The sequence below is a fragment of the Thermopetrobacter sp. TC1 genome (assembly GCF_000746275.1).
GTDB lineage: Bacteria > Pseudomonadota > Alphaproteobacteria > Rhizobiales > Aestuariivirgaceae > Thermopetrobacter.
The window spans coordinates 672325-697639 of the sequence record NZ_KN050828.1 but is presented as its reverse complement, the minus strand read 5'-3'; the positions used below and the strand labels follow the sequence as shown (position 1 = coordinate 697639).

Annotated in this window: 23 protein-coding genes; 7 read left to right on the top strand and 16 right to left on the bottom strand. The window is 62.8% G+C overall.

What is annotated here, in order from left to right:
- Window positions 1-80: 80 nt before the first annotated feature.
- From EK16_RS06840 to EK16_RS06800, 9 genes are all read right to left on the bottom strand, one after another.
- The gene (locus EK16_RS06840; RefSeq protein WP_038035466.1) at window positions 81-827 is read right to left on the bottom strand and encodes an ABC transporter ATP-binding protein; all 747 of its coding nucleotides are present in this window, start codon (window positions 825-827) and stop codon (window positions 81-83) included.
- 4 nt (window positions 828-831) lie between these two features.
- The gene (locus tag EK16_RS06835) at window positions 832-1884 is read right to left on the bottom strand and encodes a branched-chain amino acid ABC transporter permease (protein ID WP_038035464.1); all 1053 of its coding nucleotides are present in this window, start codon (window positions 1882-1884) and stop codon (window positions 832-834) included.
- Between the two features lie 13 nt (window positions 1885-1897).
- A complete protein-coding gene (locus EK16_RS06830) occupies window positions 1898-2797 on the bottom strand; it encodes a branched-chain amino acid ABC transporter permease (protein WP_369793088.1) in 900 nt (299 codons plus the stop codon).
- Between the two features lie 124 nt (window positions 2798-2921).
- The gene (locus EK16_RS06825; protein WP_038035461.1) at window positions 2922-4154 is read right to left on the bottom strand and encodes an amino acid ABC transporter substrate-binding protein; all 1233 of its coding nucleotides are present in this window, start codon (window positions 4152-4154) and stop codon (window positions 2922-2924) included.
- A 247-nt stretch (window positions 4155-4401) separates the two neighbouring features.
- A complete protein-coding gene (locus EK16_RS06820; protein WP_038036199.1) occupies window positions 4402-5265 on the bottom strand; it encodes a D-amino-acid transaminase in 864 nt (287 codons plus the stop codon).
- Window positions 5266-5512: 247 nt separating this feature from the next.
- Window positions 5513-5743 (bottom strand): 30S ribosomal protein S21, encoded by a 231-nt coding sequence (gene rpsU, locus EK16_RS06815; RefSeq protein WP_038035460.1) that lies wholly within the window; start codon window positions 5741-5743, stop codon window positions 5513-5515.
- Between the two features lie 243 nt (window positions 5744-5986).
- Window positions 5987-7081 carry a 5-(carboxyamino)imidazole ribonucleotide synthase gene (locus EK16_RS06810; RefSeq protein WP_038035458.1) on the bottom strand — a complete coding sequence of 365 codons (1095 nt, stop codon included), beginning with the start codon at window positions 7079-7081 and terminating at the stop codon, window positions 5987-5989.
- A gap of 9 nt (window positions 7082-7090) precedes the next feature.
- On the bottom strand, window positions 7091-7591 hold the full coding sequence (gene purE / locus EK16_RS06805; RefSeq protein WP_038035455.1) for a 5-(carboxyamino)imidazole ribonucleotide mutase: 501 nt from the start codon (window positions 7589-7591) through the stop codon (window positions 7091-7093).
- A 368-nt stretch (window positions 7592-7959) separates the two neighbouring features.
- The gene (locus tag EK16_RS06800) at window positions 7960-8655 is read right to left on the bottom strand and encodes a DUF3426 domain-containing protein (protein ID WP_156098511.1); all 696 of its coding nucleotides are present in this window, start codon (window positions 8653-8655) and stop codon (window positions 7960-7962) included.
- A 196-nt stretch (window positions 8656-8851) separates the two neighbouring features.
- On the opposite strand from EK16_RS06800, the gene ftsE reads away from it, so the two are divergent.
- The 3 genes from ftsE to EK16_RS06785 all read left to right on the top strand — a co-directional run bounded on the left by ftsE (window position 8852) and on the right by EK16_RS06785 (window position 11420).
- Window positions 8852-9529: a cell division ATP-binding protein FtsE gene (gene ftsE, locus EK16_RS06795; protein ID WP_038035452.1), complete on the top strand. Its 678-nt coding sequence runs from the start codon at window positions 8852-8854 to the stop codon at window positions 9527-9529.
- Entirely contained in the window at window positions 9526-10518 is a 993-nt protein-coding gene (locus EK16_RS06790) for a cell division protein FtsX (protein WP_038035451.1), read from the top strand. Before ftsE ends, EK16_RS06790 begins: the two co-directional genes overlap by 4 nt.
- 77 nt (window positions 10519-10595) lie before the next feature.
- The gene (locus EK16_RS06785; protein ID WP_081910332.1) at window positions 10596-11420 is read left to right on the top strand and encodes a lysophospholipid acyltransferase family protein; all 825 of its coding nucleotides are present in this window, start codon (window positions 10596-10598) and stop codon (window positions 11418-11420) included.
- Between the two features lie 103 nt (window positions 11421-11523).
- On the opposite strand, the gene EK16_RS06780 is transcribed toward EK16_RS06785, so the two are convergent.
- From EK16_RS06780 to galE, 4 genes are all read right to left on the bottom strand, one after another.
- Window positions 11524-12240, bottom strand: coding sequence for an SH3 domain-containing protein (locus EK16_RS06780; protein ID WP_231573630.1), 717 nt, complete (start codon window positions 12238-12240; stop codon window positions 11524-11526).
- Window positions 12241-12338: 98 nt separating this feature from the next.
- Window positions 12339-13349: an SGNH/GDSL hydrolase family protein gene (locus EK16_RS06775; RefSeq protein ID WP_231573629.1), complete on the bottom strand. Its 1011-nt coding sequence runs from the start codon at window positions 13347-13349 to the stop codon at window positions 12339-12341.
- A gap of 142 nt (window positions 13350-13491) precedes the next feature.
- Window positions 13492-14772 carry a lytic murein transglycosylase gene (locus EK16_RS06770; RefSeq protein ID WP_051929033.1) on the bottom strand — a complete coding sequence of 427 codons (1281 nt, stop codon included), beginning with the start codon at window positions 14770-14772 and terminating at the stop codon, window positions 13492-13494.
- Entirely contained in the window at window positions 14769-15755 is a 987-nt protein-coding gene (gene galE / locus EK16_RS06765; protein WP_038036195.1) for a UDP-glucose 4-epimerase GalE, read from the bottom strand. The genes EK16_RS06770 and galE overlap by 4 nt, the downstream gene beginning before the upstream one ends.
- Window positions 15756-15944: 189 nt before the next feature.
- On the opposite strand from galE, the gene galU reads away from it, so the two are divergent.
- The 3 genes from galU to EK16_RS06750 all read left to right on the top strand — a co-directional run bounded on the left by galU (window position 15945) and on the right by EK16_RS06750 (window position 19067).
- The gene (gene galU, locus EK16_RS06760; protein WP_038035449.1) at window positions 15945-16847 is read left to right on the top strand and encodes a UTP--glucose-1-phosphate uridylyltransferase GalU; all 903 of its coding nucleotides are present in this window, start codon (window positions 15945-15947) and stop codon (window positions 16845-16847) included.
- A gap of 63 nt (window positions 16848-16910) precedes the next feature.
- Window positions 16911-18218 (top strand): NAD(P)/FAD-dependent oxidoreductase, encoded by a 1308-nt coding sequence (locus EK16_RS06755; RefSeq protein ID WP_038035448.1) that lies wholly within the window; start codon window positions 16911-16913, stop codon window positions 18216-18218.
- Between the two features lie 60 nt (window positions 18219-18278).
- Complete coding sequence (locus EK16_RS06750; protein ID WP_038035446.1) at window positions 18279-19067, top strand: SDR family NAD(P)-dependent oxidoreductase; 789 nt, start codon at window positions 18279-18281, stop codon at window positions 19065-19067.
- A 222-nt stretch (window positions 19068-19289) separates the two neighbouring features.
- Here EK16_RS06750 and EK16_RS06745 read toward each other — a convergent pair whose 3' ends face one another.
- Both EK16_RS06745 and EK16_RS06740 read right to left on the bottom strand, forming a co-directional pair.
- On the bottom strand, window positions 19290-19874 hold the full coding sequence (locus tag EK16_RS06745) for a CarD family transcriptional regulator (RefSeq protein ID WP_038035444.1): 585 nt from the start codon (window positions 19872-19874) through the stop codon (window positions 19290-19292).
- Between the two features lie 712 nt (window positions 19875-20586).
- Window positions 20587-21489 carry an MBL fold metallo-hydrolase gene (locus tag EK16_RS06740; protein ID WP_231573628.1) on the bottom strand — a complete coding sequence of 301 codons (903 nt, stop codon included), beginning with the start codon at window positions 21487-21489 and terminating at the stop codon, window positions 20587-20589.
- Window positions 21490-21821: 332 nt separating this feature from the next.
- On the opposite strand from EK16_RS06740, the gene EK16_RS06735 reads away from it, so the two are divergent.
- Window positions 21822-23072, top strand: a complete 1251-nt coding sequence (locus EK16_RS06735; protein ID WP_051929032.1) for a CaiB/BaiF CoA transferase family protein — start codon at window positions 21822-21824, stop codon at window positions 23070-23072.
- Window positions 23073-23164: 92 nt separating this feature from the next.
- Here the strand turns inward: EK16_RS06735 and EK16_RS06730 are convergent, their stop codons facing one another.
- Complete coding sequence (locus EK16_RS06730) at window positions 23165-25093, bottom strand: DUF505 domain-containing protein (RefSeq protein WP_038035442.1); 1929 nt, start codon at window positions 25091-25093, stop codon at window positions 23165-23167.
- Window positions 25094-25315 lie beyond the last annotated feature (222 nt).

The window sequence follows — 25315 nt, the reverse complement described above, 5'->3', positions numbered from 1 at the left end:
CTCGCCATAGCCGGAGATGCGGCGCCGGCGCTCTTCCTCGCTCTCGCCTGTGCGTTTGTCCCTGTTGTCCTCGGCCATCGTCAGTGCGCTCCCAGATAGGCGTCGATGACGCGTGGATCGTTGCGGATCTCCTCCGGCTTGCCCTCGGCCAGCATCTCGCCATGGGCCAGGCAATAGATGCGTTCCGCCAGATTCATGATCACCCGCATGTTGTGCTCGATCACCAACAGCGTAATGCCCAGCTCCTCGTTGGCACGCCTGAGCCGGTCGATGAGGCCGTTGATCAGGGTGGGGTTGATGCCGGCCGTCGGTTCGTCCAGCAGCAGCATGTCGGGCTCGTTGATCAGCGCCATGGCGAATTCCAGCAGCTTCTGCTGGCCGAAGGAAAGATCACCGGCATAATGATAGCGTTTGGAATAAAGCCCGACGAACTCGAGAAGCTCCTTGGCCCGCTCGATCCCCACCGAATGCCGGGAATGCAAAAGGTCGAAGAAACCGCTTTTCCGCTCCGGCAGGGAAATGAGCATGTTCTCCATCGCGGTCATGCGCCCGTAAATGCGCGTCTGCTGAAAGGTGCGCAACAGGCCGCGCCGGGCGATGGCGCCCACGCGAAGCCTGGAGATCTCCTCCCCCTTGAACCAGATCTCGCCTGCATCGATGGGATGATATCCCACGATGGAATTGAACAGGGTCGTTTTACCTGAGCCGTTCGGGCCGATCAGCCCCACGATTTCGCCCCGCTTCACCTGCAGCGACACGTTGCGATTGGCGATCACGCCGCCGAAAGCCTTGGACACATTGCGCACATCCAGAAGCGGCCGGCTCATGGCGTCAGCTCCCCTTTCTGGCATCGGCGGCCTCCATTTCCTCCTCCGTAGGTCCGAAAATTTCCGGCCAGCGCTCCTTGAGCCAGCCCACGATTCCCTGCGGGAAGAAAACGACGATGATCACAATCAGCGCACCCAGCGCCACCCGCTGCCAGCCCAGCAGGAACGTCCAGAACAGCTCCTTGGTGATGTAGAACACCGCCGCGCCGATCACCGGGCCCCACAGCGTGCCCATGCCGCCGAGAATGGCCATCAGGATCATCCACACGCCGATCTCCGCGCCGTTGAAGGCGACATCGATGGGATCGATGAACTTGGAGATGTTGCCATAGATGCCGCCGGCAATGCCCAGGAAGAAGGCGGAAAGCGCCCAGGCGATGATCTTGTTGCGCGTGGTGCGGTGGCCCATGGCCTCCGCCTTGTCCTCATCGTCACGAATGGCGTTGATCGCCAGGTGATAGCGCGTGGAATACAGCCAGGCGAGAAAGCCGAAGGTGACGGCGGCCAGCGCGAAGCTGAGGTAGTAGAACAGGATGGTGGTATCGATCGAATCGGGAGGCGTCGGTGTCACCATGCCCGATCCGGCACCGATGAATTCCCAGCCCGAGGCCAGTTCACCCGCCGCCACCGCCAGCCCCAGCGTGGCAATGGCGAAATAATGCCCGCGCATGCCGAGGATCAGGCTGCCGAGCAGCAGCGCAACGAGCGCCGCAATTACGCCTCCGACAGGCAGGCCCACGGCCAGCCCCGTATAAAACTGCGCGGCATCGAAGACGAATTCGGTGCCGCCGCCCTTCGCCGCCGTATAGGCCGCCACCGGATAATAAAGCCCCACCTGCACCACCGCTGCGGCATACATGCCGATGCCGAAGAAGACGATGTTGCCGAAGGAATTGTAGCCCATCTGCCCGCCGACGAGGTCCCACGTCAGCGCCAGCACGATGAACAGCCACAGCTTGGAGAACTGCGAGACATAGGCGGGAAACAGCCAGGGGCCGAAAAGCCCGAGGAGCCCCAGCGCGACGACTGCGAGGATGCTGACCAGGCGCTTGTTCATGGAGCCGCCCTCCTCACTTCAGATACTGCCGCCGCTGCGCCAGCCGCCACTGCCGCCACACGAGCACCACCACCAGCAGCAGGAAGACGAAGGCGAGCTGGAATTCCGTGCCCAGCAGGAAGCCGGCGAACTGTTCCGCGACACCCAGCCCCAGGCCCGAGGCGATCACCCCGACCAGATTGCCCAGGCCCGCCAGGATCACGATCATGAACGAGCGGATCGTGTAAGGCAGGCCCATATAGGGATGGATGGAATAGGCCATGACCACCAGCGCACCCGCCGCACCGCACAAGGCGGCATTGATGGCGTAGGTGGCGGCATAGACACGGTCGGTGTCGATGCCGAGAATGCGCGCGGCGCGGGCGTTCTGCGCGGTGGCGCGGATGGCCTGTCCCATGCGCGAGCGCTTCAGGAACAGCCACAGCCCGAAACCGATCACGAAGGCCAGCACGAAGGCCAGCGCCTTGATGTGCGGCACCGTGACCATGTTGTCGAACAGATAGGAGATCCCGAGATTGCTCTCCGCCGTGCGCACATCGGAGCCGAAGATCTCGTTCATCAGCTGCTGCAGCATGATGGAGATGCCGAATGTGGCCAGCAGCGAAATGAACATGTCGGCATCGACGATGCGCCAGATCACCAGCCGGTAAAGCCCCCAGCCGAGGATGAAGAGGACCACGGCGGCGATGGGAATACCCGCCAACGGCGGCAGGCCGAACTGCATGGCCAGAAGCGTGATGAATCCGCCGAGTATGACGAACTCGCCCTGGGCGACGTTGATGATGTTCATCACGCCCCACACCAGCGCCATGCCGAAGGCGGCCAGCGCGAAAATGGCGCCGATCCACAGCCCGTCGAGCAAAAGCTGGATGTTGAAGATGGGAGCGTTAATGAGCAGCGACAGATTGTTCACGGGATCCGCCCTCCGCGCGACATCGCTGAAAACGAGGCAATGGGCCTTGAACAGTGCGCCGCATGCCGGCCGCCCCCCTAATTACGGGGCGGCCGGTGCATGCGTCAGGCCGTTCTGGTGATGATCACTTGCGCTCAGACCACTTCGGCCGCGGGATCACAGCCTTCGCCTCGGCCCATTTCGACGGCGCCACCACCACGTACTTTCCATTCAGCACCTGATAGAGCACCATGGGCTTGGCGATGTTCTTGCCCGTCTCGTCGAACTTGACCGGACCGTAGAACGTCATGAGATCCGTCTTGGCCAGCGCATCGCGCACCTTCTGCGGATCCAGCGACCCGGCCCGCTCGAAGGCGTCCTTGTAGACAAGGAGCGCCGCGGCCGATTCGGCGGCCTGATAGGGCGGATCGTAGTTGTAGGTCTTCTTGAACAGCTTGGCGAAATCCATCGCCGAGCCGAAGATCTTGTCGGAATACTTCAGCGTCGGCGCCCACTGCGAGGCACAAAGCGTATATTCGGCCGCCTTGCCGAACTTCTTGATGATCTTGGCGGAATCGCAGTGGGTCATGGCCACGACCGGCACGTCCACCTTCATTTCCGCGATCTGGCGCACCGCCGTGGCCGCACCCTTGGCATGGCCGGAGACCACCAGCATGTCCGGCTTGAGCGCCTTGACCTTGGTCAGCGTGGTGGTCATGTCGTTGAGCTCCTTTGGGAGCTTGTCGTCGATGACCACCTTCATGCCGTATTTCTTGGCATCCTCGATGACGCCGGCGCGGATGTCCTGGCTGAAGGGATCGTTCTCCATGGCGAGCGCCACGGTGATCTGATTAGGCTTCTTGCCCAGCTTGTCGGCATTCTCAGCCGTCAGCGCCACCGCGGACTGCAGATACTGCTCGGAGGTGGAGAGTACCGCGAACAGATACTTGTAACCCTTGGTGAACAGCGAGCGCGAGGCACCGTTCGCCTCGACCATCGGCACCTTGTACTTTTCCGTCACCGGCGCGATGGCCTTGGTCAGGCCGGACGAGTACGGCCCGAGCATGAACTTGATGCCGTCCTGCTTGATCAGGCGCTCGGCAAGCTCCGCGCCGCGGGCGGGCGTGGATTCGTCATCGTAATACTTCACGGCGAACTTGCAGGTCTGATTGCCGACCTTCACGCCGCCCTTCTCGTTGATCACTTTGACGGCCAGATCATAGCCGTTCTTCGTGTGCGTGCCGTTGGTGGAATACTTGCCCGTCAAGGACACGGCAGCGCCCAGCGTGATCGTGCACTCGGCAGAGGCGGCACCGGCCGCGGCAAAAAGCGCGCCCGCGGCGACGGCCACCATCAGGCCCTTGCGAAACGTTTTCATCTGAACTCCTCCCTCTTGGCTCCAAATGCCCGGGTTCTTTCTTGTTCCGGGATCATTCGGAAACAGGCGCAAAACACGCTACACTCTTGCCCGCCCCCTGACAAGCATTCCTTGCCCGGATTGGACAAAAGGGCTTACCTCTTTGACAGACAAGGGAGAATTCAGCAAGGCGTCTTCCTGAGGGCCTCTCCTGTCACCAGCGCAAGAAGCCGTTTTCGGCACGAAAGGAGAAACGGGCGGGATTGGATCAATCCGCGGCCCGCACCTGAGCGAGGGCATGATCGAGATAGGCCTGACGCAGCCTTCTGGTGATCGGCCCCGGCTCGCCATTGCCCACCGGCCTGCCCTCGATCTCCACCACCGGCAACACGCCGAACGTCGCCGCCGAGGCGAAAGCCTCATCCGCGTTCTGCGCCTCTTCGGGCGTGAAGGGCCGCAAGTCCACGGGGATGCCTTCCTTTTCCGCGATCTCCAGCAGCACGGAACGCCTGATACCGGGCAGGATGTGCCCCCCTTCCAGGGGATGGGTGATGATGGTGCCGTCCTTGACGATATAGGCGGAAGAGGAGGTACCCTCCGTCACGTGGCCGTCTTCCACCATCCAGCCCTCAAAGGCATGCTTCTCCACCGCCTGTTCCTTGGCCAGCACCTGCGCCAGCAGGGCGATGGACTTCACCGAGCGCAGTTTCCAGCGCAGGTCTTCCACAAAGGCCACGGAAACGCCCGTTTCCGCCCGCGGGTTGTCGATGATGGACAGCGTCTTGGTAAAGGCAATAACCGAAGGCAGCGCCCGCCGGGGAAAGGCAAAATCGCGCTCGGCAACGCCGCGCGTCACCTGGGAATAGATCATGCCCTCCACGAGCGCATTGCGCCGGATGAGCTCCCGGTGCATCTCCACATAGGCATCCTTGTCCATGGGCCACTCAATCCCCAGCGCCGCCAGCGAATTGTCCAGCCGCGCCAGCATCCGCTCCACGTCCACAAGCTGCCCTTCCAGCACCGGGATCACTTCGTAGGCACCATCGCCGAACAGGTAACCACGGTCGAAGATGGACACGCGCGCCTGATCTTCACGCACATATTCCCCGTTCACATAGACGATGCGGGCCATGCCCTTCTCCCTGCTTTCATGCGCTTTGTTCCGTTCCAATCTCGCCAGCCAGTTTCGGAGATCCCGCCCATGAGCGCAAGAGTTTCACGCATTCCTGCCGTCCTTAAAACATCCGCCCTCGGAAGGCCGCCATGAAAAAGGGGATTCACGAACCTTCCATTCGCGAATCCCCTAAAAAGCTTTGGTCACGTTCGGCTTTTAGCGCCGCCGGCACATTCGCGCCAGCATACCCGGCGGCATGACCGATTCAGCGTCCCTTCTTGCCACCCTTGGGCAGAAGGCCCTCGCGCTGGAGCTTCTTGCGCAGAAGCTTGCGCGCCCGCCGGATCGCCTCTGCCTTCTCGCGCTTGCGGCGCTCGGAAGGCTTTTCGTAGTAGGCACGCAGCTTCATTTCGCGAAAGATGCCCTCGCGCTGCATCTTCTTTTTCAGGGCCTTCAGGGCCTGATCGATATTGTTGTCGCGTACGATGACCTGCACTGTTCGTTCACCCGCCTTTCGCCTGAATGTTCATCCACGTTTCCGGTTTCACCGATCAGAACGCCCCACCCGCCCTCAGACCACCTTCATGGCCCGGACGGCATGAAACGCCCTGTCGGAAAATGCGAAAGAACCTGCCGCAAGAAGCAGGCCCCTTGCGGTTCGGGCCTTGGATAACAGAAAACCCCTTCCGTGTCGAGAGGGCAGACCCTGCCGAAAGTCACCGCGCCATTAATCAGGGCTTCAATCGTGGCTTAGAGGCTTCAGCCGGGTCACGTGCCCCATCTTGCGCCCCTCCCGTGCCTCCCGCTTGCCATAGAGATGCAAAACCGCATTGTCCTCGCCGGCAATCGCGCGCCAATGCTCCACTTCACTGCCGAGGATGTTTTCCATCACACAATCGGAATGCCGCGCCGGATTGCCCAGGGGCCAGCCGCAAATGGCCCGGATGTGCTGTTCGAACTGGGAAATGGCGCAGGCCGCCTCCGTCCAGTGTCCGGAATTGTGCACCCTTGGTGCCATTTCGTTGATCAACAGCACCTCTTCACCATTCCCGACATCCGCCACGAACATCTCCACCGCCAGCACGCCCACATAATTCAGCCCTTCCGCGATCGTCCGCGCCATCTCCACCGCCCGCCGCTGCATGGCGTCAGAAATGCCGGCCGGCACCGTGGAACGCCGCAGAATGCCGCCTTCATGCACATTGCGCGGAATGTCATAGGCGACAAAGGCGCCATCCATCCCCCGCGCGGCAATGACGGAAATCTCGCAGGAAAAGGTGACGAACGCCTCCAGAATGCAGGGCACGCGCCCCAGCCGCTCCCAGGCGTCAAAGGCGCTGTCGCCCGGATAGAGGATCGCCTGGCCCTTGCCGTCATATCCCAGCCGCCGCGTTTTCAGAAGCGCCGGCATGCCCACCCTGGCCAGGGCCGAGCCCAGTTTCGCCGCATCATCCACCGGCGCGAACTTCGGCGTGGCAAGGCCAAGCTCCTGCACGAAGCTCTTTTCGATCAGGCGGTCCTGCGCAACCTCAAGGGCCCTGGGCTCCGGCCGCACCGGCACCCGCTCGGCCAGATGGCGCGCCGTTTCAACCGGCACGTTCTCGAACTCGTAAGTGACCACATCCACGTCGGCCGCAAAGGCATCGAGCGCAGAGAAATCGTCATAGGCCGCTTCCGTATGAGCGTGTGCCACCTCGAAGGCCGGATTGTCCCCCTTCGGCGCGAAGATATGGGTGCGCAGCCCCAGCCGCGCCGCGGCCATCGCCAGCATGCGCCCCAGCTGACCGCCGCCGAGAATGCCGATGGTTCCGCCCGGTCCGATCACCCCGGTCATGAACCCGCCTCACGCCTCCTCATCCGTGGGAAATTCCGCCACCGCCTCGGTCTGTTTCCGCCGCCACTCATCCAGCCGTTGTGCCAGCGCCTCATCGGAAAGCGCAAGCACTGCCGCCGCCAGCAGCGCGGCGTTCACCGCGCCTGAGCGTCCGATCGCCAGCGTCCCCACCGGCACGCCCGCCGGCATCTGCACGATGGACAGAAGCGAATCCTTGCCCGAAAGCGCCCGCGACTGCACGGGAACACCAAACACGGGCAGCGGCGTCAACGCCGCGGTCATGCCGGGCAGATGCGCCGCACCGCCTGCCCCGGCGATGATTACCTTGAAACCCTTCTCCCGCGCCGTTTGGGCAAATTCGTAAAGCCGCTCAGGCGTTCTGTGCGCCGAAACGATGCGTGCCTCATAGGGCACGGCCAGGGCATCCAGCGTCTCGCAGGCTGCCTTCATCGTCGGCCAGTCGGACTGCGACCCCATGATCACCGCCACCAGCGGCCGCTGCCTGTCCATGCGTTTTCTCCCTCTCCCCTCGCGTCAGCACACCGCGCCGGGCCCGGCATCGCCAAAAAGCCCGACCGATTACGGGCCGGAGTATAGCCGCAAATGGTTCCGGGAAAACCGCCGGGCTTGAAGCGGGACAAAACGTCTCGCCCGACTGTTCATGACCACGGCCGAAACGGACTAACTTTCATTTAAGAATCCAGCCAGTAATTCACAAAACCGTCTCGCGTCCCCGCCCAAGCACCCTGCACATATACAATATCGGGTGGCCTAAGCGGGGGCGCGGGGCGGTGGGTGGTGCGAAAATTCGCCTTTGGGCGAATTTTCGATTGGACTACGGCGAAAGGTAAAAGGCCCTTGCTTGCGGGGAAGCGCAATCAGGAACGCGGCAGGGCCTTCACCTCCACGTGATGCACGCCTTTTGGCGGGTGGGCCAGGCGCGTGGCGAACTGCAGTGGCTTGCCGGGCGCGGCCCGCACCACCTGATCATCCTTGAGTTCCCATTCGTGCAGCACCTTGCCCTGGGCGTCACGCAGGATGAATTTCAGCCGCGGCGTCTTGCGCGGCAGGCTGCTGATATTGCGGATGCGCCCGGTCACGGTCAGCACATCCTCGCCGCCCGTGGTCCGTCCCAAAGTGGCCATCACGCCCGTGGCCTCAAACCCCACCGGATGCACCGGCACGCCCGCCTTGGCGTAAAGCCGGCTCGTGCCGGGCAGCATCTGCGCCACACGATCCGGCATGCTCACAAGCACCCCCGCAGAGGCCAGAACGAACACGGCAAGGGCGATCCAGCGCCGTCTCTCCTGCCGCAGGCGTTGCTCCCGCGCCCGGCGCGCCTCTTCCGCCGCCAGGGCCTCACGCGCCAGGATTTCCGCCTCATCATCCACCGCATCCGCTGCCGCCGTCTGCGCCTTGCGCGCATGAGCGTGCCGTGCCGGCATCAATGATGCAGACGCCTTCAACCCGTCTTCTTGCACCACCCACTCATGACCGCAGACATGGCAGCGCACCAGGCCGGTTTCGTCCGGCATGTCGCCGGTGGTTGCGCAGGACGGACAGGTCACTATCATCGTTTTGGCAATCCCTCGCTCATCAAGTGATTCTTCTTTCCCGCCCGGCCATGTCATTCCGGTATCCATGAAATAGGCACACGTCGCCACATGCGGCTTTAGCCGGACGAGAAGAGCGCCTCTTAACGCCATGTTAGGGGCGATCATGGTTAAGGGGGGGTAAAGGAGCATCAAAAGGGGCAGGAGAGGTATAGGCGTGATCACGCTGGAAAACGTCGGCGTTCGCTATGGCACAGGGCCGGAAATCCTCCGCGATGTCAGCTTCCGGCTTGCCAAGGGCGAAATGGCCTTTCTCACCGGCCCGTCCGGCGCCGGCAAGACCACGCTTTTGCGCCTGCTTTACCTGGCGCTCAGACCCACGCGCGGGCTGATCCGCCTTTTCGGTGAGGATGTCACCGCCGTCTCCCGCGCCCGCCTGCCGGAACTGCGCCGGCGCATTGGTGTCGTCTTTCAGGATTTTCGCCTTCTTGATCATCTCACCACGTTTGAAAACGTCGCCCTGCCCCTGCATGTCGCCGGGGTTCGCGCCGATGAATATCGCGACAACATCCTGGAACTTCTTGAGTGGGTGGGCCTTGGTGATCACGTCAATGCCTATCCACGGGTGCTCTCCGGTGGTGAGCGCCAGCGGGCGGCCATAGCCCGCGCCATCGTCAGCAAGCCGCATCTGCTGCTCGCCGATGAACCGACGGGCAACGTCGATCCCCAGCTCGCCCGCCGTCTGCTGCGGCTTTTTGTGGAGCTCAATCGTCTGGGCACCACCGTGATCATCGCCACCCATGACGCCAGCCTGATCGCGGCAACGCCCGGTGCCCGCGTCATGACTCTGCATCAGGGACGCCTGTCCATCACGCCGGCGGGAGAGGCGGCATGACCGCGCAGACGAAAAAGCCCGGCGGCTGGGGCGCTCCCGTGCCGAAAGGCTTGAGCGGTCGCAACATTCTGCCGCGCACGCATGCCCCCTTGCGCACCTTCATGGTCGCCATGGCCGTGATGACCTATCTCGCTGCCGTGGCCATTGGCGGCATGTTCATGACCTGGCGCGCCATTCAGATCTGGAAAAGCGGCGTGGTTGCGGAAGCCACGGTGCAGATCCTGCCGCTGTCCGAACCTGAACAGAACAGCGGCAAAGCGCAGAAATTGCCTGCAACCGACATGAACACGCGCGTGCAACAGGCCGTGCGCTTTTTGGAAAAACGCCCGGAAGTGAAATCCCTGCGTGTTCTGACCGATCGCGAAAACCGCGCGCTTTTGCAGCCCTGGCTGGGCGATGTCTCCATCATGCAGGACGTGCCCCTGCCGCGCCTCATCGCCATTCGCCTCAACCCCGAACGCAAGATCGACATCGCCGCGCTTGACCGCGCCCTGCGCGCGGCCGTTCCGGGTGCGCGGCTGGATGCACATGGCCGCTGGGTGCGCGCCCTCTCTCACATGGCCAGCACCGTGTTCTGGCTGGGGCTTGGCATTCTTGCCGCCATCATCATTGCCGCTGTCGTTCTGGTCGTGCATGCCGCCCGCGCCGCCCTGGAAAGCAACCGCGAAACCATCGAGGTGCTCCATCTCGTGGGCGCCAGGGATTCCTTCATTGCGCGACAAGTGCAGCGCCTGTTTCTGCGCGCAGGCTTCCTTGCCGGCATGCTCGGCGTCGCCGCTGCCTGGCTCACCTTCGCCCTGCTCGCCCTGCTTGCTCCGGCGGAAGGCATTCGCGAGGGCGCCTGGCAATTGCTGTTCGGCGCACCGGAAAAAATCGCCTATCACTATGGGGCCTGGCTCATCATCGTGCTGACCGCCACCACCATTTCCCTCTTGAGCGCCCGCACGGCGGCCATGCGCATCCTTGCCGAAATGTTTGCCGAGCCCTGATTGCGCATGCATGCTATCTGACAGGCACGATTCGCCCACGCCGCACACGATCGGGACTGCTGTCGGGATACGTGACCATGAGCACAGAAACGCAAGGATCCACGCAAACACAATCCACATCCAGAACCCCGCGCCTGACCGCCAGGGTCATCATCGGTTCCATCGCGCTCAACCTTGCTTTCTACACTCTCTATCCCCTGGTCATGATCGGCGGCTTCTTCTTTCTCTTCACGCCCCGCCGCTGGTCCATGGCCGCGCTGAAATGGTGGTCCGGCGTTTTCCGCTTCCTTTGCCGCTCTCTTGCCGGCATTCGTGTGGAATTTCGCGGTGTGGATCGCATCCCGACCGGTCCCCTTCTCGTGGCCGGCAAGCATCAGTCCATGTGGGAGACCTTTGCGCTCTATGATCTTTTCGAGGATCCCGCCATCGTTCTGAAAAAGGAACTCATTTATATTCCGCTCGTTGGCTGGTTCATCCTCAAGTTCCGCATGATTCCCATCGCGCGCGAAAAGGGCCCCAAGGCCTTAAAAGACCTGGTCAGGACAGCGCAGGCCGCCATCAGGGAAGGCCGGCAGATCATCATTTTCCCGGAAGGCACCCGCCGCCCCGTGGACGCGCCGCCGGATTACAAGCCGGGCGTTGCCGCTCTTTACGGCCGCCTGAATGTGCCCTGTGTGCCTTTTGCACTCAATTCCGGCCTGTTCTGGCCGCGGCGCTCCTTCTGGCGCTGGCCGGGCACCATCGTCGTTGAGTTCCGTCCGCCCATTGAGCCGGGCCTGTCCAAGCGGGAATTCATGGAGCGCCTGCAGGACGCCATAGAGCCCACCGCCCATAACCTCGCCCGCGAAGGCCGCCGCCAGCTCGCCGAACAGGGTTACCTCCCCTGGCCGGAAGAGGAATGAGCTTCAGGCCGGGTTTCAGGTCTTGAAAGAGACTGAAGGGGGTACGCCAGGGCTTTTCGCCCCTGGCCCATACAATTTTAGGGTCACAGACGCCCGCAAGGGATCATTTGGCGGCGGCGAATTTCTCCTCGGGATAGACGCCCCACAGGGCATCCTGCTCGATCCAGCCTTCGATGTCATGAACGACGAGACGGCACCATTGTCCGTTGCATTCCTTGAGCTTGCCGATGACGCCGCTTTTCACCCTGGCGATGATCCGTCCGTCCGGTGCATCGCGCAACGCCAGCAGGCCGGACTTGTTCCATGGCGCCACCATTGCCGTGCGCCAGCCAGACAGCAGCGTGCGCAGCACCCAGCCTTCGGAGCCATCCGCATCGCGAATGCGCCGCCAGTTACCGAATTCCGCCACCACTTCCACCGGCAGGCCGCGCACGTGATAGACCCAGGCCACACTGTATTCACGCGACGGCCCCCGGCGCACCCGCACCTTGTTCCGTTTGAGGGAAACGAATCGCGGCAAGGGCAGGCCCGAGGCCGGCCCACGTGCGATGGGCAGAGAGGCCGTTTGCAGCGTGGCGTCGGCCTCCGTTACCGCTTCACCGGAAAGGGAAGGAGAAGCGTTTCCCGCCTGTGCGGCCATGGCCGCCAGAGCTGCGGTATCATAGCCGCCCTTCTCCGTGGCGGCCGTTTCATGACGCGCATCGGCGGCGCCATCGAGAAACAGATAACCGGCACCGACGGCCAGCATCACCACCACGCTGACTGCCACGCCCCCCAGCAGACCGAAACGGGTTCTCAGGCGCCCATCCTCCGCACGCATGGCTTCTCCCCTCGTCACTCTCCGGCTCGCATCCTCTGTTCCGTGCGCGAACGCTTCACAACCCTGCATATATCACACACAAGAGCATTTATTCTTGCCTAACGGGGCGGAAAACTGAAGTCATCGCTTCGCCCCGGCTGCGCTCCGGGCCATATGCCGTCCCGAAACAGCCGCCCTGCCACGCTCTCCTTGGCCACAAGCCGCCGCAGACGCGAAAGCGTATAACTGCCCTGCCCCTCTCCTTCAGCGACGATCGGTGCGTTCTCTTCCGGCAAAAGCTCCTCTGGCACGATCCAGGCCCCGCCGGTTGGGGTTTCCATGCCCACGAGCACCCGCTGTGCGGCCGCAGTGGAGGGGGGCTTGGCACCGTCCTGCGCCACTTCGCCGCTGCCTTTTTCCACCACATCCACATCCTTGAGCATCACGCTCGCGACCAGACTGGCGAGCTTGGTGTTGCCCGGCTTGATGAATTGCACGCCATTGCGCGCGCGCAAACGCCGGAAGAGACCATTGACGTCAAAGCCGTTTTCCGTGAATTCGCCCTCGTCATTGGCGAATTCGCGATAGATGTCGATGTAACGCACGCCATTGGCTTCTGCCTGCGCCCGGATGATGGCGGCGATGTGCTTCAGCTTCTCGTTCAGCGCCTTGTCACGCACCGGCGGCAGGCCGACGATGTAAAGCGCCACCCGTCGTTTCAGGAATTCACTGATCAGGCGATTCCAGCGCTCGGCATAGGCCTTGTCCCATTCCGGCGAGCCGAACGGCAGCGTCACATCCCCCATGCGGATATCGCGGGCATCGTTGGCCCCGAGCATGACGATGCCGATATCCACCGGGCGCGAATCGAGTGTATTGGCCACGACCTGACGCCAGTCATAAAACCCCGGCCGCGCAAGCCCGGTGCCTTCGCGCAGGCGTCCTTTCGCCTCAAAGCGATCATCACCCTTCAGAACGCGCCACAGCCCGGCCAGAAGCCCCGTGGCCATGCGATCGCCAAAGACCATGATGCGATAGCGCTCCTGCGGCTGGGCGATGTAGCTCGCCGCCTGCACGCGTATGCTTGGGGCAAAGGCCAGTGCAATGAGAAGCGAGGCAAAAAGCAGCATGCCGATCCGCCAGGACGGCTGCGAAAGAGCTCGGCGCTGGCGCCCGATTGAGCGAAGGTTGTCTCCTTCCTGGAGCATGGGCATCATCGCGGTATGGCGGAACGGATCCGGCCGGGCTTCGTCGCTGCGCTAGTGTGCCCGATCAGCGCCCGCGACGCAATCGCTCCAGAAGGCTGGCATTGACATAGCCGTCCGCCGGCAGACCGGCCGCCTGTTGAAAACGCCGCACGGCCGCGCGCGTTTTCGGTCCGATGTGCCCCTCGAAAGCCCCGCGATAGAGCCCTTCCCGCGCCAGCATCTTCTGCAGCTCGATGCGTTCGGACCGCGTCAGTAGCCTGTCCTGAACCGGCCAGCGCGCAACCAGCGGCCGCCCGCCCGCGATGCGATGGGCAAGCCGCCCCACCGCCAGCGCATAGGCATGCGACTGATTGTAGGCGAGAATGGCCCTGAAATTGCGCGTCACCAGAAAAGCGGGCCCGCGGCTGCCTGCGGGTAACAGGATCCAGGCCTTTTCATGCCGGGCATAGAAGCGCTTCGCCGCCGCCGGCCGCACGCCTAAGCGCTCCCAGTCCCGGATGCGCCGTCCGTGATGCATCCCGGCCAGCGCGTAATTGAACCCTTTCGGTAACCGCACCTCCCAGCCCCAGGGCAATCCGCGTCGCCAGCCCCGTTTTGCAAGATAGTTGGCCGTGGAGGCCAGGGCATCGGAAATGGAATTCCAGATATCCCGCCGCCCGTCCCGGTCGAAATCGACCGCGTAACCGAGATAGGTGGTGGGAATGAACTGCGTATGCCCCATGGCCCCGGCCCAGGAGCCGGTCATGCCCGTCAGCGTGATATCGCCAGACTGCAGGATTTTCAGGGCGGCGATCAGCTGGTTGCAGCCATATTTCTGGCGCCGGCCCGTATAGGCCAGCGTCGCCAGAGAGCGGATCACCGCCTTGCGCCCCTTGTGTGCGCCGAAATTGCTCTCGATTCCCCAAATGGCCAGAAGAATATGCCGGTCCACACCATATTTCAGCTCAAGCGCGCGCAGCAACCGCGCATGCTTGCGCAGCAGGGCCCGGCCCTTGGCGATCCGCTCCGAGCTCACCCGGCGCTCGATATAACGCCAGACGGGTGTTGTGAATTCCGGCTGCTTCTCCTGCCGTGCCAGAACCTCCCAGTCGGGCTCGAGGCCGGAAAAGGCGCGACGATAGGTCTTGCGCGAAATGCCCGCCCGCCGCGCCACTGGCCAGAATTCATCGATGAACTGCTTGAAGGATGCCGCCGCCGAAAGCCTGGCCAGCCCGCTCAAGCCCGCCCGTTCGGCCAGCGCACCCTCCGAAAGGCCACACAACAGGGCCAGCGCAACAAGCAGCGCGCGCCGTGTTCCTTGCCGCCTCGAACGACCATTTCTCCTTGTGAGCCACAAGAAGCTCATGCGTTGCGCTCCATCAAATGCCGCTCCCAGGCATAGGCGGAGGCCACGATCTCCTCCAGGTCATCATGCTGCGGCTGCCATCCCAACAGCTTGCGCACCTTCTCCGCACCTGCCACCAGCGCCGGCGGGTCCCCCGGCCGCCGCGGCGCTTCCTCCACGGGAAAGTCATGCCCCACCACCTTGCGCACGGTGTCGATCACCTCACGCACGGAAAAGCCGCGTCCATAGCCGCAATTCATCACCTCGCTCTCGCCGCCGCGGCGCAGATGATCCAGCGCATCCACATGCGCGGCGATCAGGTCGGTGACATGGATGTAGTCCCGGATGCAGGTGCCGTCCGGCGTGTCATAGTCCGTGCCGAAGATGTACATCTTCTCGCGCAGGCCCAGCGCCGTCTGACAGGCCACCTTGATCAGATGCGTCGCCTCCGGCGTTGACTGCCCGGTGCGTCCCTGCGGATCGGCCCCGGCCACGTTGAAATAGCGCAGCGCCACATAACGCAGATCGTGCGCAGCGGCCACGTCGGCCAATGTCCACTCCGTCATCAGCTTGGAGCGCCCATAGGGATTGATCGGCGCAAGCGGCGAATCCTCAAAGGCCGGATTATGCTCCGGAATGCCATACACGGCGGCGGTGGAGGAAAAGATGAAATGCGGAACGTCCTCCTGCACCACCGCCTCGATGAGGTTGCGGCTCTTGCAGGTGTTGTTGTGATAGTACTTCAACGGATTTTCCACCGATTCCGGCACGATGATGGAGCCGGCGAAATGAATGACGGCATCCACCTTGTGCTCGCGAATGATTTTTTTCACCAGCGCCGCATCGCCGATATCCCCCACGACCAGCTTTGCCGCCGGTGAGACCGCCCAGTCGAAACCGGTGGAGAGATTGTCGAGAACAACCACGTCCTCGCCGCGGTCGGTCAGGGCATACACCATGTGTGATCCGATATAGCCCGCACCCCCGGTAACCAGAACTGCCATGATCTCCAATCCTCGCCTTGCGCAATCGTTCGGCTCACATCCCGGCCGGCAGTCGGACGGGCAAGAAGGAATTCCGAAAGAAAAGTCTGCTTCAATCCCCTCAGCAAAAGGTAAACGGCCGCATGATTTTCACGCAGCAATGCGCCGGCCGATCAAAACAATTCATCAACGAACACGGAGAAGTGATTCATGACGGATCGCCCCTTATCCCGCCCTGTGCGCAAGGCGGTTCTGCCCGTTGCCGGTCTTGGCACCCGCCTGCTGCCCGCCACCAAGAGCATTCCCAAGGAGATGGTCACCGTCGTGGACCGTCCGGCCATTCAGTGGGTTGTTGATGAGGCCCGCGAGGCCGGTATTGAGCATTTCGTCTTCGTCACCGGCCGGGGCAAGCAGGCCATCGAGGACCATTTCGACCGCGCCTACGAGCTGGAGGACACCTTGAAGCGCCGCGGCAAGACCGCGCTTCTTGAAAGACTCCTTGATGATCTGCTCCCGCCCGGGCAGTGCAGCTTCGTGCGACAGCAGGAACCCCTGGGCCTTGGCCATGCCGTCTGGTGTGCGCGGGATGTTATCGGCGATGAGCCCTTCGCCCTGCTGCTGCCGGACATGCTGGTTCAGGGCACGCCGGGGTGTCTGCGCCAGATGATGGATATCTATGCCAAAACCGGCGGCAACCTTATCGCCGTGGATGAGGTGCCGCGCGAGGAGGTGCACAAATATGGCGTTGTCGGCATCGACGAGGACCAGACAGTCGGCCGCGCCATGCGCATCACCGAGATGGTGGAAAAGCCGGATCCTCAAGAAGCGCCGTCCACCTTCATCATCTCAGGCCGCTACATCCTGCAGCCCGAAATTTTCGCTCTCATCGAGAAAACCGAACCCGGCGCCGGCGGCGAAATTCAGATCACCGATGCCATGCGTGCCCTGTTGCGGGATCAGCCTTTCTGGGCCGTGCCCTATGAGGGGATCACTCATGACTGCGGCTCGCCGCTTGGCTTTCTCAAGACCAACCTCGCCTTCGCCATGGATGATCCCGAATTGGCGCCTGCCTTGAGGGAATTCTTCGAGGGGTTCGGCAAAAGCGGCTCTTGACGCTCAACGGGCAACAGGCGCAGCATCGGCGCTGACGCACATCTGAATGCGCCTTGCTTCGCCATGCCCTCATCACAAAAACAGCCGGATCCGCGCCCTTTGCCGCAGCGTGCCGATGTCGTCATCGTTGGCGGTGGCATTGTCGGCGCCGCCAGTGCCTTTTTTCTCGCCCGGCGTGGTCTGTCCGTTCTTCTGCTGGAAAAGGGCGAGATCGGAGGCGAACAGTCCGGCCGCAACTGGGGCTGGGTGCGGCGCATGGGCCGCGATCCCCGCGAAATCCCCCTGGCGCGGCGGGCGTTGCACCTCTGGCCGCGCTTGAAAGAGGAATACGGTATCGACACCGGCTTTGTCCCCTGCGGCATTCTCTATCTCTGCCGCACGCCACGCGATCTGCGCGCCCGTCTGCGCTGGTTCGAGCGCCATGCCGGCGAGGCCGGAAGCGACATTCGCCTTCTCACAGAAAAGAAGACCGCCGCCCTCCTGCCCGGGCTATCCCGGCCCGTGGCCGGTGCGGTTTACGCCCCGCGGGATGGCCGCGCCGAACCTGAAAGGGCCACCCGCGCCTTCGCCAAAGCCGCAGAAAAGACAGGCGCCCGTATCCGGGAAAAATGTGCCGTTCTCGCCCTTTCACGCACCACTGGCCGCATCGATGGCGTGATCACCGAGCATGGTGAAGTGCGCGCCGAATCGGTTGTTCTCGCCGCCGGTGTCTGGTCGCGCATTCTCCTTGAACGCTTAAATACCACCCTGCCTCAGCTTGGCGTCATCAATTCCGTGGCCACGCTGTCGGTTGCCGGCGATGTGCCGCAAACAAGCCTTGGCGCGGGCGCCTATGCCTTCCGCCGCCGCCATGACGGCACATTCATCTTTGCCCACGGCCGCATTTCCGAAACCGTGTTCACCGTTCAGCACATCCGCTTTTTCCGGCATTTCCTGCCCGCCCTGAAGGACGAATTCGCAAACCTGCGCCCGCGCCTGGCCAGCCCCTTTCAGCCCTGGGCACACAGCACCTATCCTGGCGACATCAGCCCGGAGCCGTTCACACACTTCCGGGTGCTCAACCCCGCTCCGTCGCTGCGCATCCTGAACAAGGCGTTGAAGGAGGCCAAAGCCGATTTTCCGGCTTTTGCAAACGCACGCATGCTGAAAGCTCATGCCGGCGTCATCGACGTTCTGCCCGATGCCGTTCCCGTGATCGATGCGCCGGATGCCACGCCGGGCCTTGTGATCGCCACCGGATTTTCCGGACACGGTTTCGGCCTTGGGCCCGCAACGGGTGAGCTGGTGGCCGCTCTCGTGACGAATGATGAGCCCCGCGTTGATCCCACGCCCTTCCGGCTGGCCCGGCTGGGATCGGGCGGAAGGATCTGATAGGCTCGGCCGGCCATTCTTGAAAGTGTCAACAAGGACCACTGAGGGGAGGAGAGAACCATGCGCTTCGCTGGCAAGACCGTCATCGTCACCGGTGGCGCCAAGGGCATCGGCAAGGCCTGCGTGCAACGCTTTGCCAGGGAAGGCGCCCGCGTCGTCATCGCCGATATCGACGAGGAAGCCGGCGAGGCCGTGGCCGAAAGCATCAGGGCCGCAGGCGGCGAGGCCCTCTTTCGCGAATGCGATGTCACCCGCCGGCTGGATGTGCGCAATACCGTACAGGCGGCGGTGGATGCCTATGGCCGCCTCGATTTTCTGATCAACAACGCCGGCATTGTTCATGCCGCCGATTTTCTGGAGCTGAATGAGGAGGACTTCGACCGTGTTCTTTCCGTAAACCTCAAGGGCGCCTTTCTCATGGGCCAGGCTGCCGCCCGTCAAATGGTCGCACAGGTGGAAGCTGGTGAGGCACCGGGCGCCATCGTCAACATGAGTTCGGTCAACGCCGTGCTCGCCATTGCCAATCAGGTGCCCTACACCGTCTCCAAGGGCGGCCTCAATCAGCTCACCCGCGTCATGGCCCTGGCCCTTGCGCCCTATGGCATCCGCGTCAATGCCATTGGCCCGGGCTCCATCATGACCGAAATGCTCGCCGCTGTCGCCACCGACGAGACCGCCCGCCGCAAGGTGCTTTCACGCACGCCCCTGGGCCGCATCGGCGATCCGGAAGAGATCGCCGCCATCGCCGCCTTTCTCTGCAGCGAAGACGCATCCTACGTCACCGGCCAGTGCATCTATGCCGACGGCGGCCGCCTGCCCCTCAATTACACGGTGGAGCCCAAAATGTGAGCCCAACATGGTGCACGCGGGCATGGCGGCACCAACCACAAGCGTGCCGGCAGATGCAGATAGAGAAAGAAAGCCGCCTTCCCTGTTACGCCTTCGCAAACGTGCACCGGTTTTCACAGCTGCTTCTTCCTGAAAGAAAAAAGGGAAAATGAAAGGGCCGGCGCCTTGCGGCCCCGGCCCTTGAACATCCATCCTGGAAAGAATGCGAGACAGGCACGCGCTTCAAGCGGCCTTGCTGGACTTGCCCTTGCGCGCCGCTTCGTGCTTGGCGGCAGCGTCCGCAAGCACTTTCTCGATCTCGGCGATGGCTTCCTTTTCCGTGATGTCCTTCACCGCCGCCACTTCGCGCGCCAGCCTGTCCAGCGCCGCCTCGTAGAGCTGACGCTCGGAATAGGACTGCTCCGGCTGGTTCTCGGCGCGATAGAGATCACGCACCACTTCCGCCACATGCATGATATCGCCGGAATTGATCTTGGCGTCATATTCCTGCGCCCGGCGCGACCACATGGTGCGCTTGATCCGCGGCCGCCCGCGCAACACCTTCATCGCCTCCTCGATCACGCCGGAGCCGGAGAGCTTGCGCATGCCCACCTGCTTGCACTTGTTGGTGGGCACCCGCAGGCGCATCTTCTCCTTCTCGAAATCGATGACATAAAGCTCCAGCTCCATGCCGGCGATCTCTTCCTTCTCGATGCCGACGATCTTTCCCACGCCATGGGAGGGATAGACGATGAACTCGCCCGGCTGGAAGGAAAGCGCGTCCTTGTCCTTCTTCTCCGCCTTGGAGGTCTTCTTCTTGGCTGCCATGTCTGGGTATCCTCTCGCTCCGGATGAGCCCCTGTCGTTGCGGATGCCTCGCCCTGCAGCCCGATGCGGCACGGGCGACACATCCGTCCGGACATTTAAGCAGGCGATCACGCTCGGCGCTGGCGATGGCCCCGCAATGAGGGCATGACACGACATTCCGCCGATCGGCCATTCGCACAGCGGACGCGAAATACGCGCGCCCTGCCCTCTCGGCGGAACCGGTCACATGTTCAGCCTTGGCTGAAATGGAGCCCGTGCATGCCGATTGTGACTGCCCGCAGACGCAAAAAAACGGACCTGCGCGCGGCAGGATCCGAGAATTCCAATGCTCACGCTGCCATGAATACCATATTTTAACGAAAGGTTAAAGAGGCACAGAGGGCACAACCCCTTGCCGGAGGCCGGATTCTGCCCTCATGGTTAACGCGCGTTCACCATTTTCTCCGCAATTCTTGGCATACACCAACACGCCAACAAAAGAACCCGCCGCCCGAGGGGAAGGCGGCGGGTCTTGCCTGTCTGCATGAGGGGAAGTCAGGCAGGCGGTCAATGCCGGAACGGAGGGGGAAGGGAGGGGAGGAAAGGAGAGAAGAGGGAGGGGACTGCTCTTCTGTTCACATCTCCGTTCCGGCAATCCGTGATGTTTCGTTCGTTTCCCTTGTCTCTTTTGGCTCCTGCTGTCCCTGTCTCAGTCCCGTGCCCGGCCTTCGGCTTACAGGACGTTGATGGGCACCTTCAGGTAGCGCACGCCGTTGTCCTCCGGCTCCGGAAAACGCCCGGCATGGATGTTCACCTGGATGGAGGGAATGATGAGCTTCGGCAGCGACAGCGTCGCATCGCGCGCCGTGCGCATCTTCACGAAGTCCTCCTCGCTGATGCCGTCGCGCACATGGATGTTCTTGCGGCGCTGTTCGCCCACCGTCGTCTCCCAGGCCGGTGCGCGCCCCTTCGGCGGATAGTCGTGACAGACAAAGATGCGCGTCTCTTCCGGCAGGGAGAGAATGCGGCGGATGGAGCGATAGAGCGTGCGCGCATCGCCGCCGGGAAAATCGGCCCGCGCCGTGCCCACATCCGGCATGAAGATGGTATCGCCAACAAAGGCGGCATCACCGATCACGTGGGTCATGCAGGCCGGCGTGTGCCCCGGCGTGTGCAGGGCAAAGGCCCGCATGGAGCCGATGCGGTATTCCTCACCATCCGTGAACAGATGGTCGAACTCTTCCGCCTTGCCCGCCAGCGCACGCGGATCGTTGAACACCTTGCCGAAAACCTTCTGCACCGTGGTGATGGGCCGGCCGATGGCGATTTTGCCGCCCAGGCGCTCCTTGATATAGGGCGCCGCCGAGAGATGATCGGCATGGGCGTGCGTCTCGATGATCCAGTCCACCTTCAGCCCCTGCCCACGCACGTGCTCCACAAGGCGGTCGGCCGAATCCGTATGCGTGCGCCCGGCAGCGGCGTCATAATCCAGAACCGGATCGATGATCGCGCAATGATCGCTTTCCGGATCCTTCACCACATAGCTGATGGTCGCCGTCTGCGGATCATAAAAGCCGGTCACCTCCGGCTTCACGGAAAGATCGACGCGCGGCAGCTCGATCGTGTGCATGGTCATCGTCCTTCTCAAGGCCCCCGTTTTGCACCCGCGCCTGTGCATTGCCCAAAGGCAGGCCTTGCGGCGACGGGCGTATATTAGAAATTCGTGATATGTAATGGGGTGCACCCAGCGAATAATCAAGTGAATTAGTCGGGATTTCCATATATTGGAATGATTCTGAATTTCTCGTCACAATCCGTTTCGGCAAAAAATCCGAAAGTCGGCCTTGACCGCCGCGCGCTTCGCCGAAACTCTGGGCCATGTCCGCTGGCGGGATGGGATAACAATGCAACACGCCCATCAGTCGCCGCCGAGCATTATCACAAGCATGCCAAACCGTGGTCAGGGCCATGCCCAACGACAAGACTCCGCCCGAAACACCGCCCGGACAGGTCACCGGTCCGCTTGCCGGTATTACCGTGCTCGACATGACGCGCGTTCTCGCCGGTCCCTACATGACCCAGATTCTGGGAGATTTCGGGGCGGATATCATCAAGGTGGAGCGCCCGGGGCGCGGCGACGACACCCGCGGCTGGGGCCCGCCTTTCGTGAAGGATGCTGCCGGCAACGACACCGCAGAGAGCGCCTATTATCTCTGTGCCAACCGCAACAAGCGTTCCATCGCGGTGGACATTTCCACGCCGGAAGGCGCAGAGATCATCCGCCGCCTCGCCGCGCAATCGGATGTTTTCGCCGAAAATTTCCGCCCCGGCAGCTTAAAGCGCTACGGGCTGGATTATGAGAGCCTGCGAAAGATCAACCCACGCCTCATCTATTGCTCCATTTCCGGCTGGGGTCAGACGGGGCCGAACCGCGACAAGCCCGGCTATGACCTCATGGCGCAGGGCTTCGGCGGCATCATGAGCCTAACCGGCGAGCCGGACGGCGAACCCATGAAGGTGGGCGTGGCCGTGGCCGATGTCGTCTGCGGCCTTTATGCCGCCAGCGCCATTCTCGCCGCCCTGCATCATCGTGAGCGCACCGGCGTTGGTCAGCACATCGACATTGCGCTCGTCGATACCCAGATCTCCTGGCTCGTCAACGCCGGCATGTATTATCTCATATCAGGCGAAAACCCGCCGCGGCTGGGCAATGCCCATCCCAACATCGTGCCCTATCAGGTCTTCGCCTGCGCCGATGGTCATGTCATTGTCGCCGTCGGCAACGATGCCCAGTTTGCCCGCTTCGCCCGGTTCATCGGCCGCCCCGAACTGGCCGAGGACGAGCGCTTTGCCACCAATGCCGCCCGCGTTCGCAATCGCGCACAGCTCATTCCCCTCATCGCCGATCGCTTGAAAGTCATGCGCCGCGAGGACATCGTCAGCGGGCTGGAAGCCATCGGCGTGCCCGCCGGCCCTGTCAACCGCCTCTCCGATGTCTTCGCCAGCGATCAGGTGGCCGCCCGCGACATGCTCGTGCACATGCCGCACCCCCTGGCGGCACAGGGAGAGGTGCCGCTGATCGGCAATCCGGTGAAATTCTCGCACACACCGGTCAGCTATCGCCGACCACCACCCCTGTGCGGAGAACACACCGAGGAGATTTTGGCCGAATTCGGAATCCACCCGTCGACGGAGACGGATGAGGAGTCTTCCGCCTGAACCGGAAAAGGCCGGGAAGAGAGCTTCCCGGCCTTGAGGTAAGGCATCCGTCATGTTGCTGCTGTCATGCCGGATGCATGACCGTGCTTTTATCAAGCGGCATAGGCCCGCTCTTCGCTGGCGCGCGGCGACATGCGCTCCACCGCCTCCAGCAGCAACAGCCCGGCCTCGTTGATGCTGTTGCGGCCGATAAGCCCCGCGGCCCTTGCCTGCTCCAGCGCGTTTTCAAACGCCTCCTGCGACAGGCCGGAGCGCTTCATCGCCTCCTTGACGTTGCGCGGCAGAATGCGCACCTTGCGCTCCTTCACATAAAGCGAGCCCACCTCGCGCAGCGCCTTGAGCAGACGATAGACCACCGGGTTCACCGGATTGCCAAAGCCCTCCGGCACGCCCGCCAGGGCGCGGTCCATCAGCTGCCCGGCCTCCGTCTCCACCACATTGCCATCCGGCAGGATATCGATGAGATGCCGGGTCTCCAGTTTCTCCAGCGCCCAGCGGATGCGCTCCCGGTCCAGCTTGTCCTCCAGCGCCGCATAGACCTCATCCACGGTCATGCCGCGATCGGGAATGCGATGGAACACCTCCATCTCGTAGCGCGTGAGCAGCGGCAGCCGCTCCACCGTCTCGGCCAGGTGCGCATAGAAGCGCCCCGATTCCGTGGCCTCCATGGAGCCGACGATCTGCTGCGCCCGCGCTTCGTCCCACCAGGCCCGGGCCGGCGCATCATAGGTGCGGCGGGCGATGGACACCGCCTTCACCGCCGTCGCCGTCACGTCACGGTGATTACGCTCCTGATCGCGGCGCACGGCATGCCCGGTTTCAGTCACGGCATAGACCGTCTGCCCGCGGGTGCCGATGCCGGAGTGGACAAGCCGAACCGCCTCCAGAGACAACAGCGCTTCCCGCAGCTCGAAGTTGTCGTCATACCAGCGCGCCAGATCCTTGGCCTCGGCAAACTTTTCCGCAATCAGCCGGAACTTCTCCGGCATCTCCTTCAGGCGCCGGCCATAGCGCTCCAGCAGGGCCTTGTACTGGCGCGCCTTGCGGTCGATCATCTCGCGGCGGATGGTCTCGAAATCGGCCTCAAGATCCGGATTGTCCTTGCGCTTCTCCTCGATGCGGCAGATGGCCTCCAGAACATCCGCCTCCTCCGCCTCGATGGAGAAGGTCCACACCCGGCCCTCATCACCGCAACGCCACAGGCGCCAGACCTCAAGCGCCCATTCGCCGGCGGGCAGAAGCTCGGTCATGTCCCGAACATAGCCCAGCGCCTCCAGCTGCACATAGCCTTCCGCATCCAGCTCCACGCCATCAGCACAGGCGGCCAGGAGCTTCAGGATCTCCTCGCTCAAGGCATAGCCCTCGCTGACGAAGCCGCCGAGCTCCAGCGTGCGCTTCACCGCCTGCCCGAGCGTGGTGAAGGCATAGATGTCGGAATTGGGCGCCGAGTAGGCAATCAGGCGCATGCCTTCCAGCATGTGCTCTTCATGCGAGCCCGTGGACAGACGCGCCGATTCCGCAGGGCCTTCCATCAGGTGCCGGATGTGATTGGCAAGCTCCGCCGTGATCGCGATCTCGGGATCCAGCGCCCGCCAGATCCTGAGAACATTCTTGCCGGCCTCGCTTAAAATCACGCGCCGCGAGCCATCCTCGCCCTTGCTTTCCTCGGCAAGACCGCGCTCGAGCAGGGGCTTTTCGCCCAGCGGCCCCACGCGCCCGGCCCGGTCCGCCGCCCTGAGCAGGGTAATGATGTCCGAACCGATGAAGCGCCAGCCATCCGGCCACTGATCGAGCGTGGGCAGCTTGCCGCCCAGCACCAGCGCGCGAATGACCTCGGCCAGCTCCTTGCCGAGCGTGGTCGGGATCCGCTTCAGCGGCCCGTCCTCCCGCGCCAGACCCTGCACCTCCAGCTCGAGATAGGTCTTGCGGTCCACTTCCTCGATGTCCGTCCACGCCTTGCCGGATTCGGCGTCCTTGCGCATGTTCTCCAGCGCAATGGCATGTTCCTTGGTGATGATCATGGGATGTCCGTCCTCCAGAAATGATTGACTGATGACCGATGAATGCAACGTGCGGGGAGACCTCCCCTTAAGACGATTTTCGGATGGGGCTGAGAGATTTTGCCCGCCCGCCTTCACTCTTTTGAATGGGAACAGAGCGGGAGCGTTTCAATGCCCTTCATGGCGAAATGTCCGGTTCATGCATGACGCACAGGGCCAAAATAAAAATGCCGGGGCATGCAA

Bases quoted from the DNA above. Each gene is read 5' to 3' on its own strand.
- EK16_RS06790 (WP_038035451.1), top strand. From the start codon at position 9,526: ATGACCGCGCAGACGAAAAAGCCCGGCGGCTGGGGCGCTCCCGTGCCG.
- EK16_RS06770 (WP_051929033.1), bottom strand. From the start codon at position 14,772: ATGAGCTTCTTGTGGCTCACAAGGAGAAATGGTCGTTCGAGGCGGCAA.
- EK16_RS06810 (WP_038035458.1), bottom strand. From the start codon at position 7,081: ATGACCGGGGTGATCGGACCGGGCGGAACCATCGGCATTCTCGGCGGC.
- galU (WP_038035449.1), top strand. From the start codon at position 15,945: ATGACGGATCGCCCCTTATCCCGCCCTGTGCGCAAGGCGGTTCTGCCC.
- EK16_RS06730 (WP_038035442.1), bottom strand. From the start codon at position 25,093: ATGATCATCACCAAGGAACATGCCATTGCGCTGGAGAACATGCGCAAG.
- EK16_RS06775 (WP_231573629.1), bottom strand. From the start codon at position 13,349: ATGCTGCTTTTTGCCTCGCTTCTCATTGCACTGGCCTTTGCCCCAAGC.
- EK16_RS06740 (WP_231573628.1), bottom strand. From the start codon at position 21,489: ATGACCATGCACACGATCGAGCTGCCGCGCGTCGATCTTTCCGTGAAG.
- EK16_RS06820 (WP_038036199.1), bottom strand. From the start codon at position 5,265: ATGGCCCGCATCGTCTATGTGAACGGGGAATATGTGCGTGAAGATCAG.
- EK16_RS06835 (WP_038035464.1), bottom strand. From the start codon at position 1,884: ATGAACAAGCGCCTGGTCAGCATCCTCGCAGTCGTCGCGCTGGGGCTC.
- EK16_RS06735 (WP_051929032.1), top strand. From the start codon at position 21,822: ATGCCCAACGACAAGACTCCGCCCGAAACACCGCCCGGACAGGTCACC.
- EK16_RS06750 (WP_038035446.1), top strand. From the start codon at position 18,279: ATGCGCTTCGCTGGCAAGACCGTCATCGTCACCGGTGGCGCCAAGGGC.
- EK16_RS06785 (WP_081910332.1), top strand. From the start codon at position 10,596: ATGAGCACAGAAACGCAAGGATCCACGCAAACACAATCCACATCCAGA.
- EK16_RS06825 (WP_038035461.1), bottom strand. From the start codon at position 4,154: ATGAAAACGTTTCGCAAGGGCCTGATGGTGGCCGTCGCCGCGGGCGCG.
- EK16_RS06780 (WP_231573630.1), bottom strand. From the start codon at position 12,240: ATGCGTGCGGAGGATGGGCGCCTGAGAACCCGTTTCGGTCTGCTGGGG.
- purE (WP_038035455.1), bottom strand. From the start codon at position 7,591: ATGGACAGGCAGCGGCCGCTGGTGGCGGTGATCATGGGGTCGCAGTCC.
- EK16_RS06745 (WP_038035444.1), bottom strand. From the start codon at position 19,874: ATGGCAGCCAAGAAGAAGACCTCCAAGGCGGAGAAGAAGGACAAGGAC.
- EK16_RS06800 (WP_156098511.1), bottom strand. From the start codon at position 8,655: ATGATAGTGACCTGTCCGTCCTGCGCAACCACCGGCGACATGCCGGAC.
- EK16_RS06840 (WP_038035466.1), bottom strand. From the start codon at position 827: ATGAGCCGGCCGCTTCTGGATGTGCGCAATGTGTCCAAGGCTTTCGGC.
- galE (WP_038036195.1), bottom strand. From the start codon at position 15,755: ATGGCAGTTCTGGTTACCGGGGGTGCGGGCTATATCGGATCACACATG.
- EK16_RS06755 (WP_038035448.1), top strand. From the start codon at position 16,911: ATGCCCTCATCACAAAAACAGCCGGATCCGCGCCCTTTGCCGCAGCGT.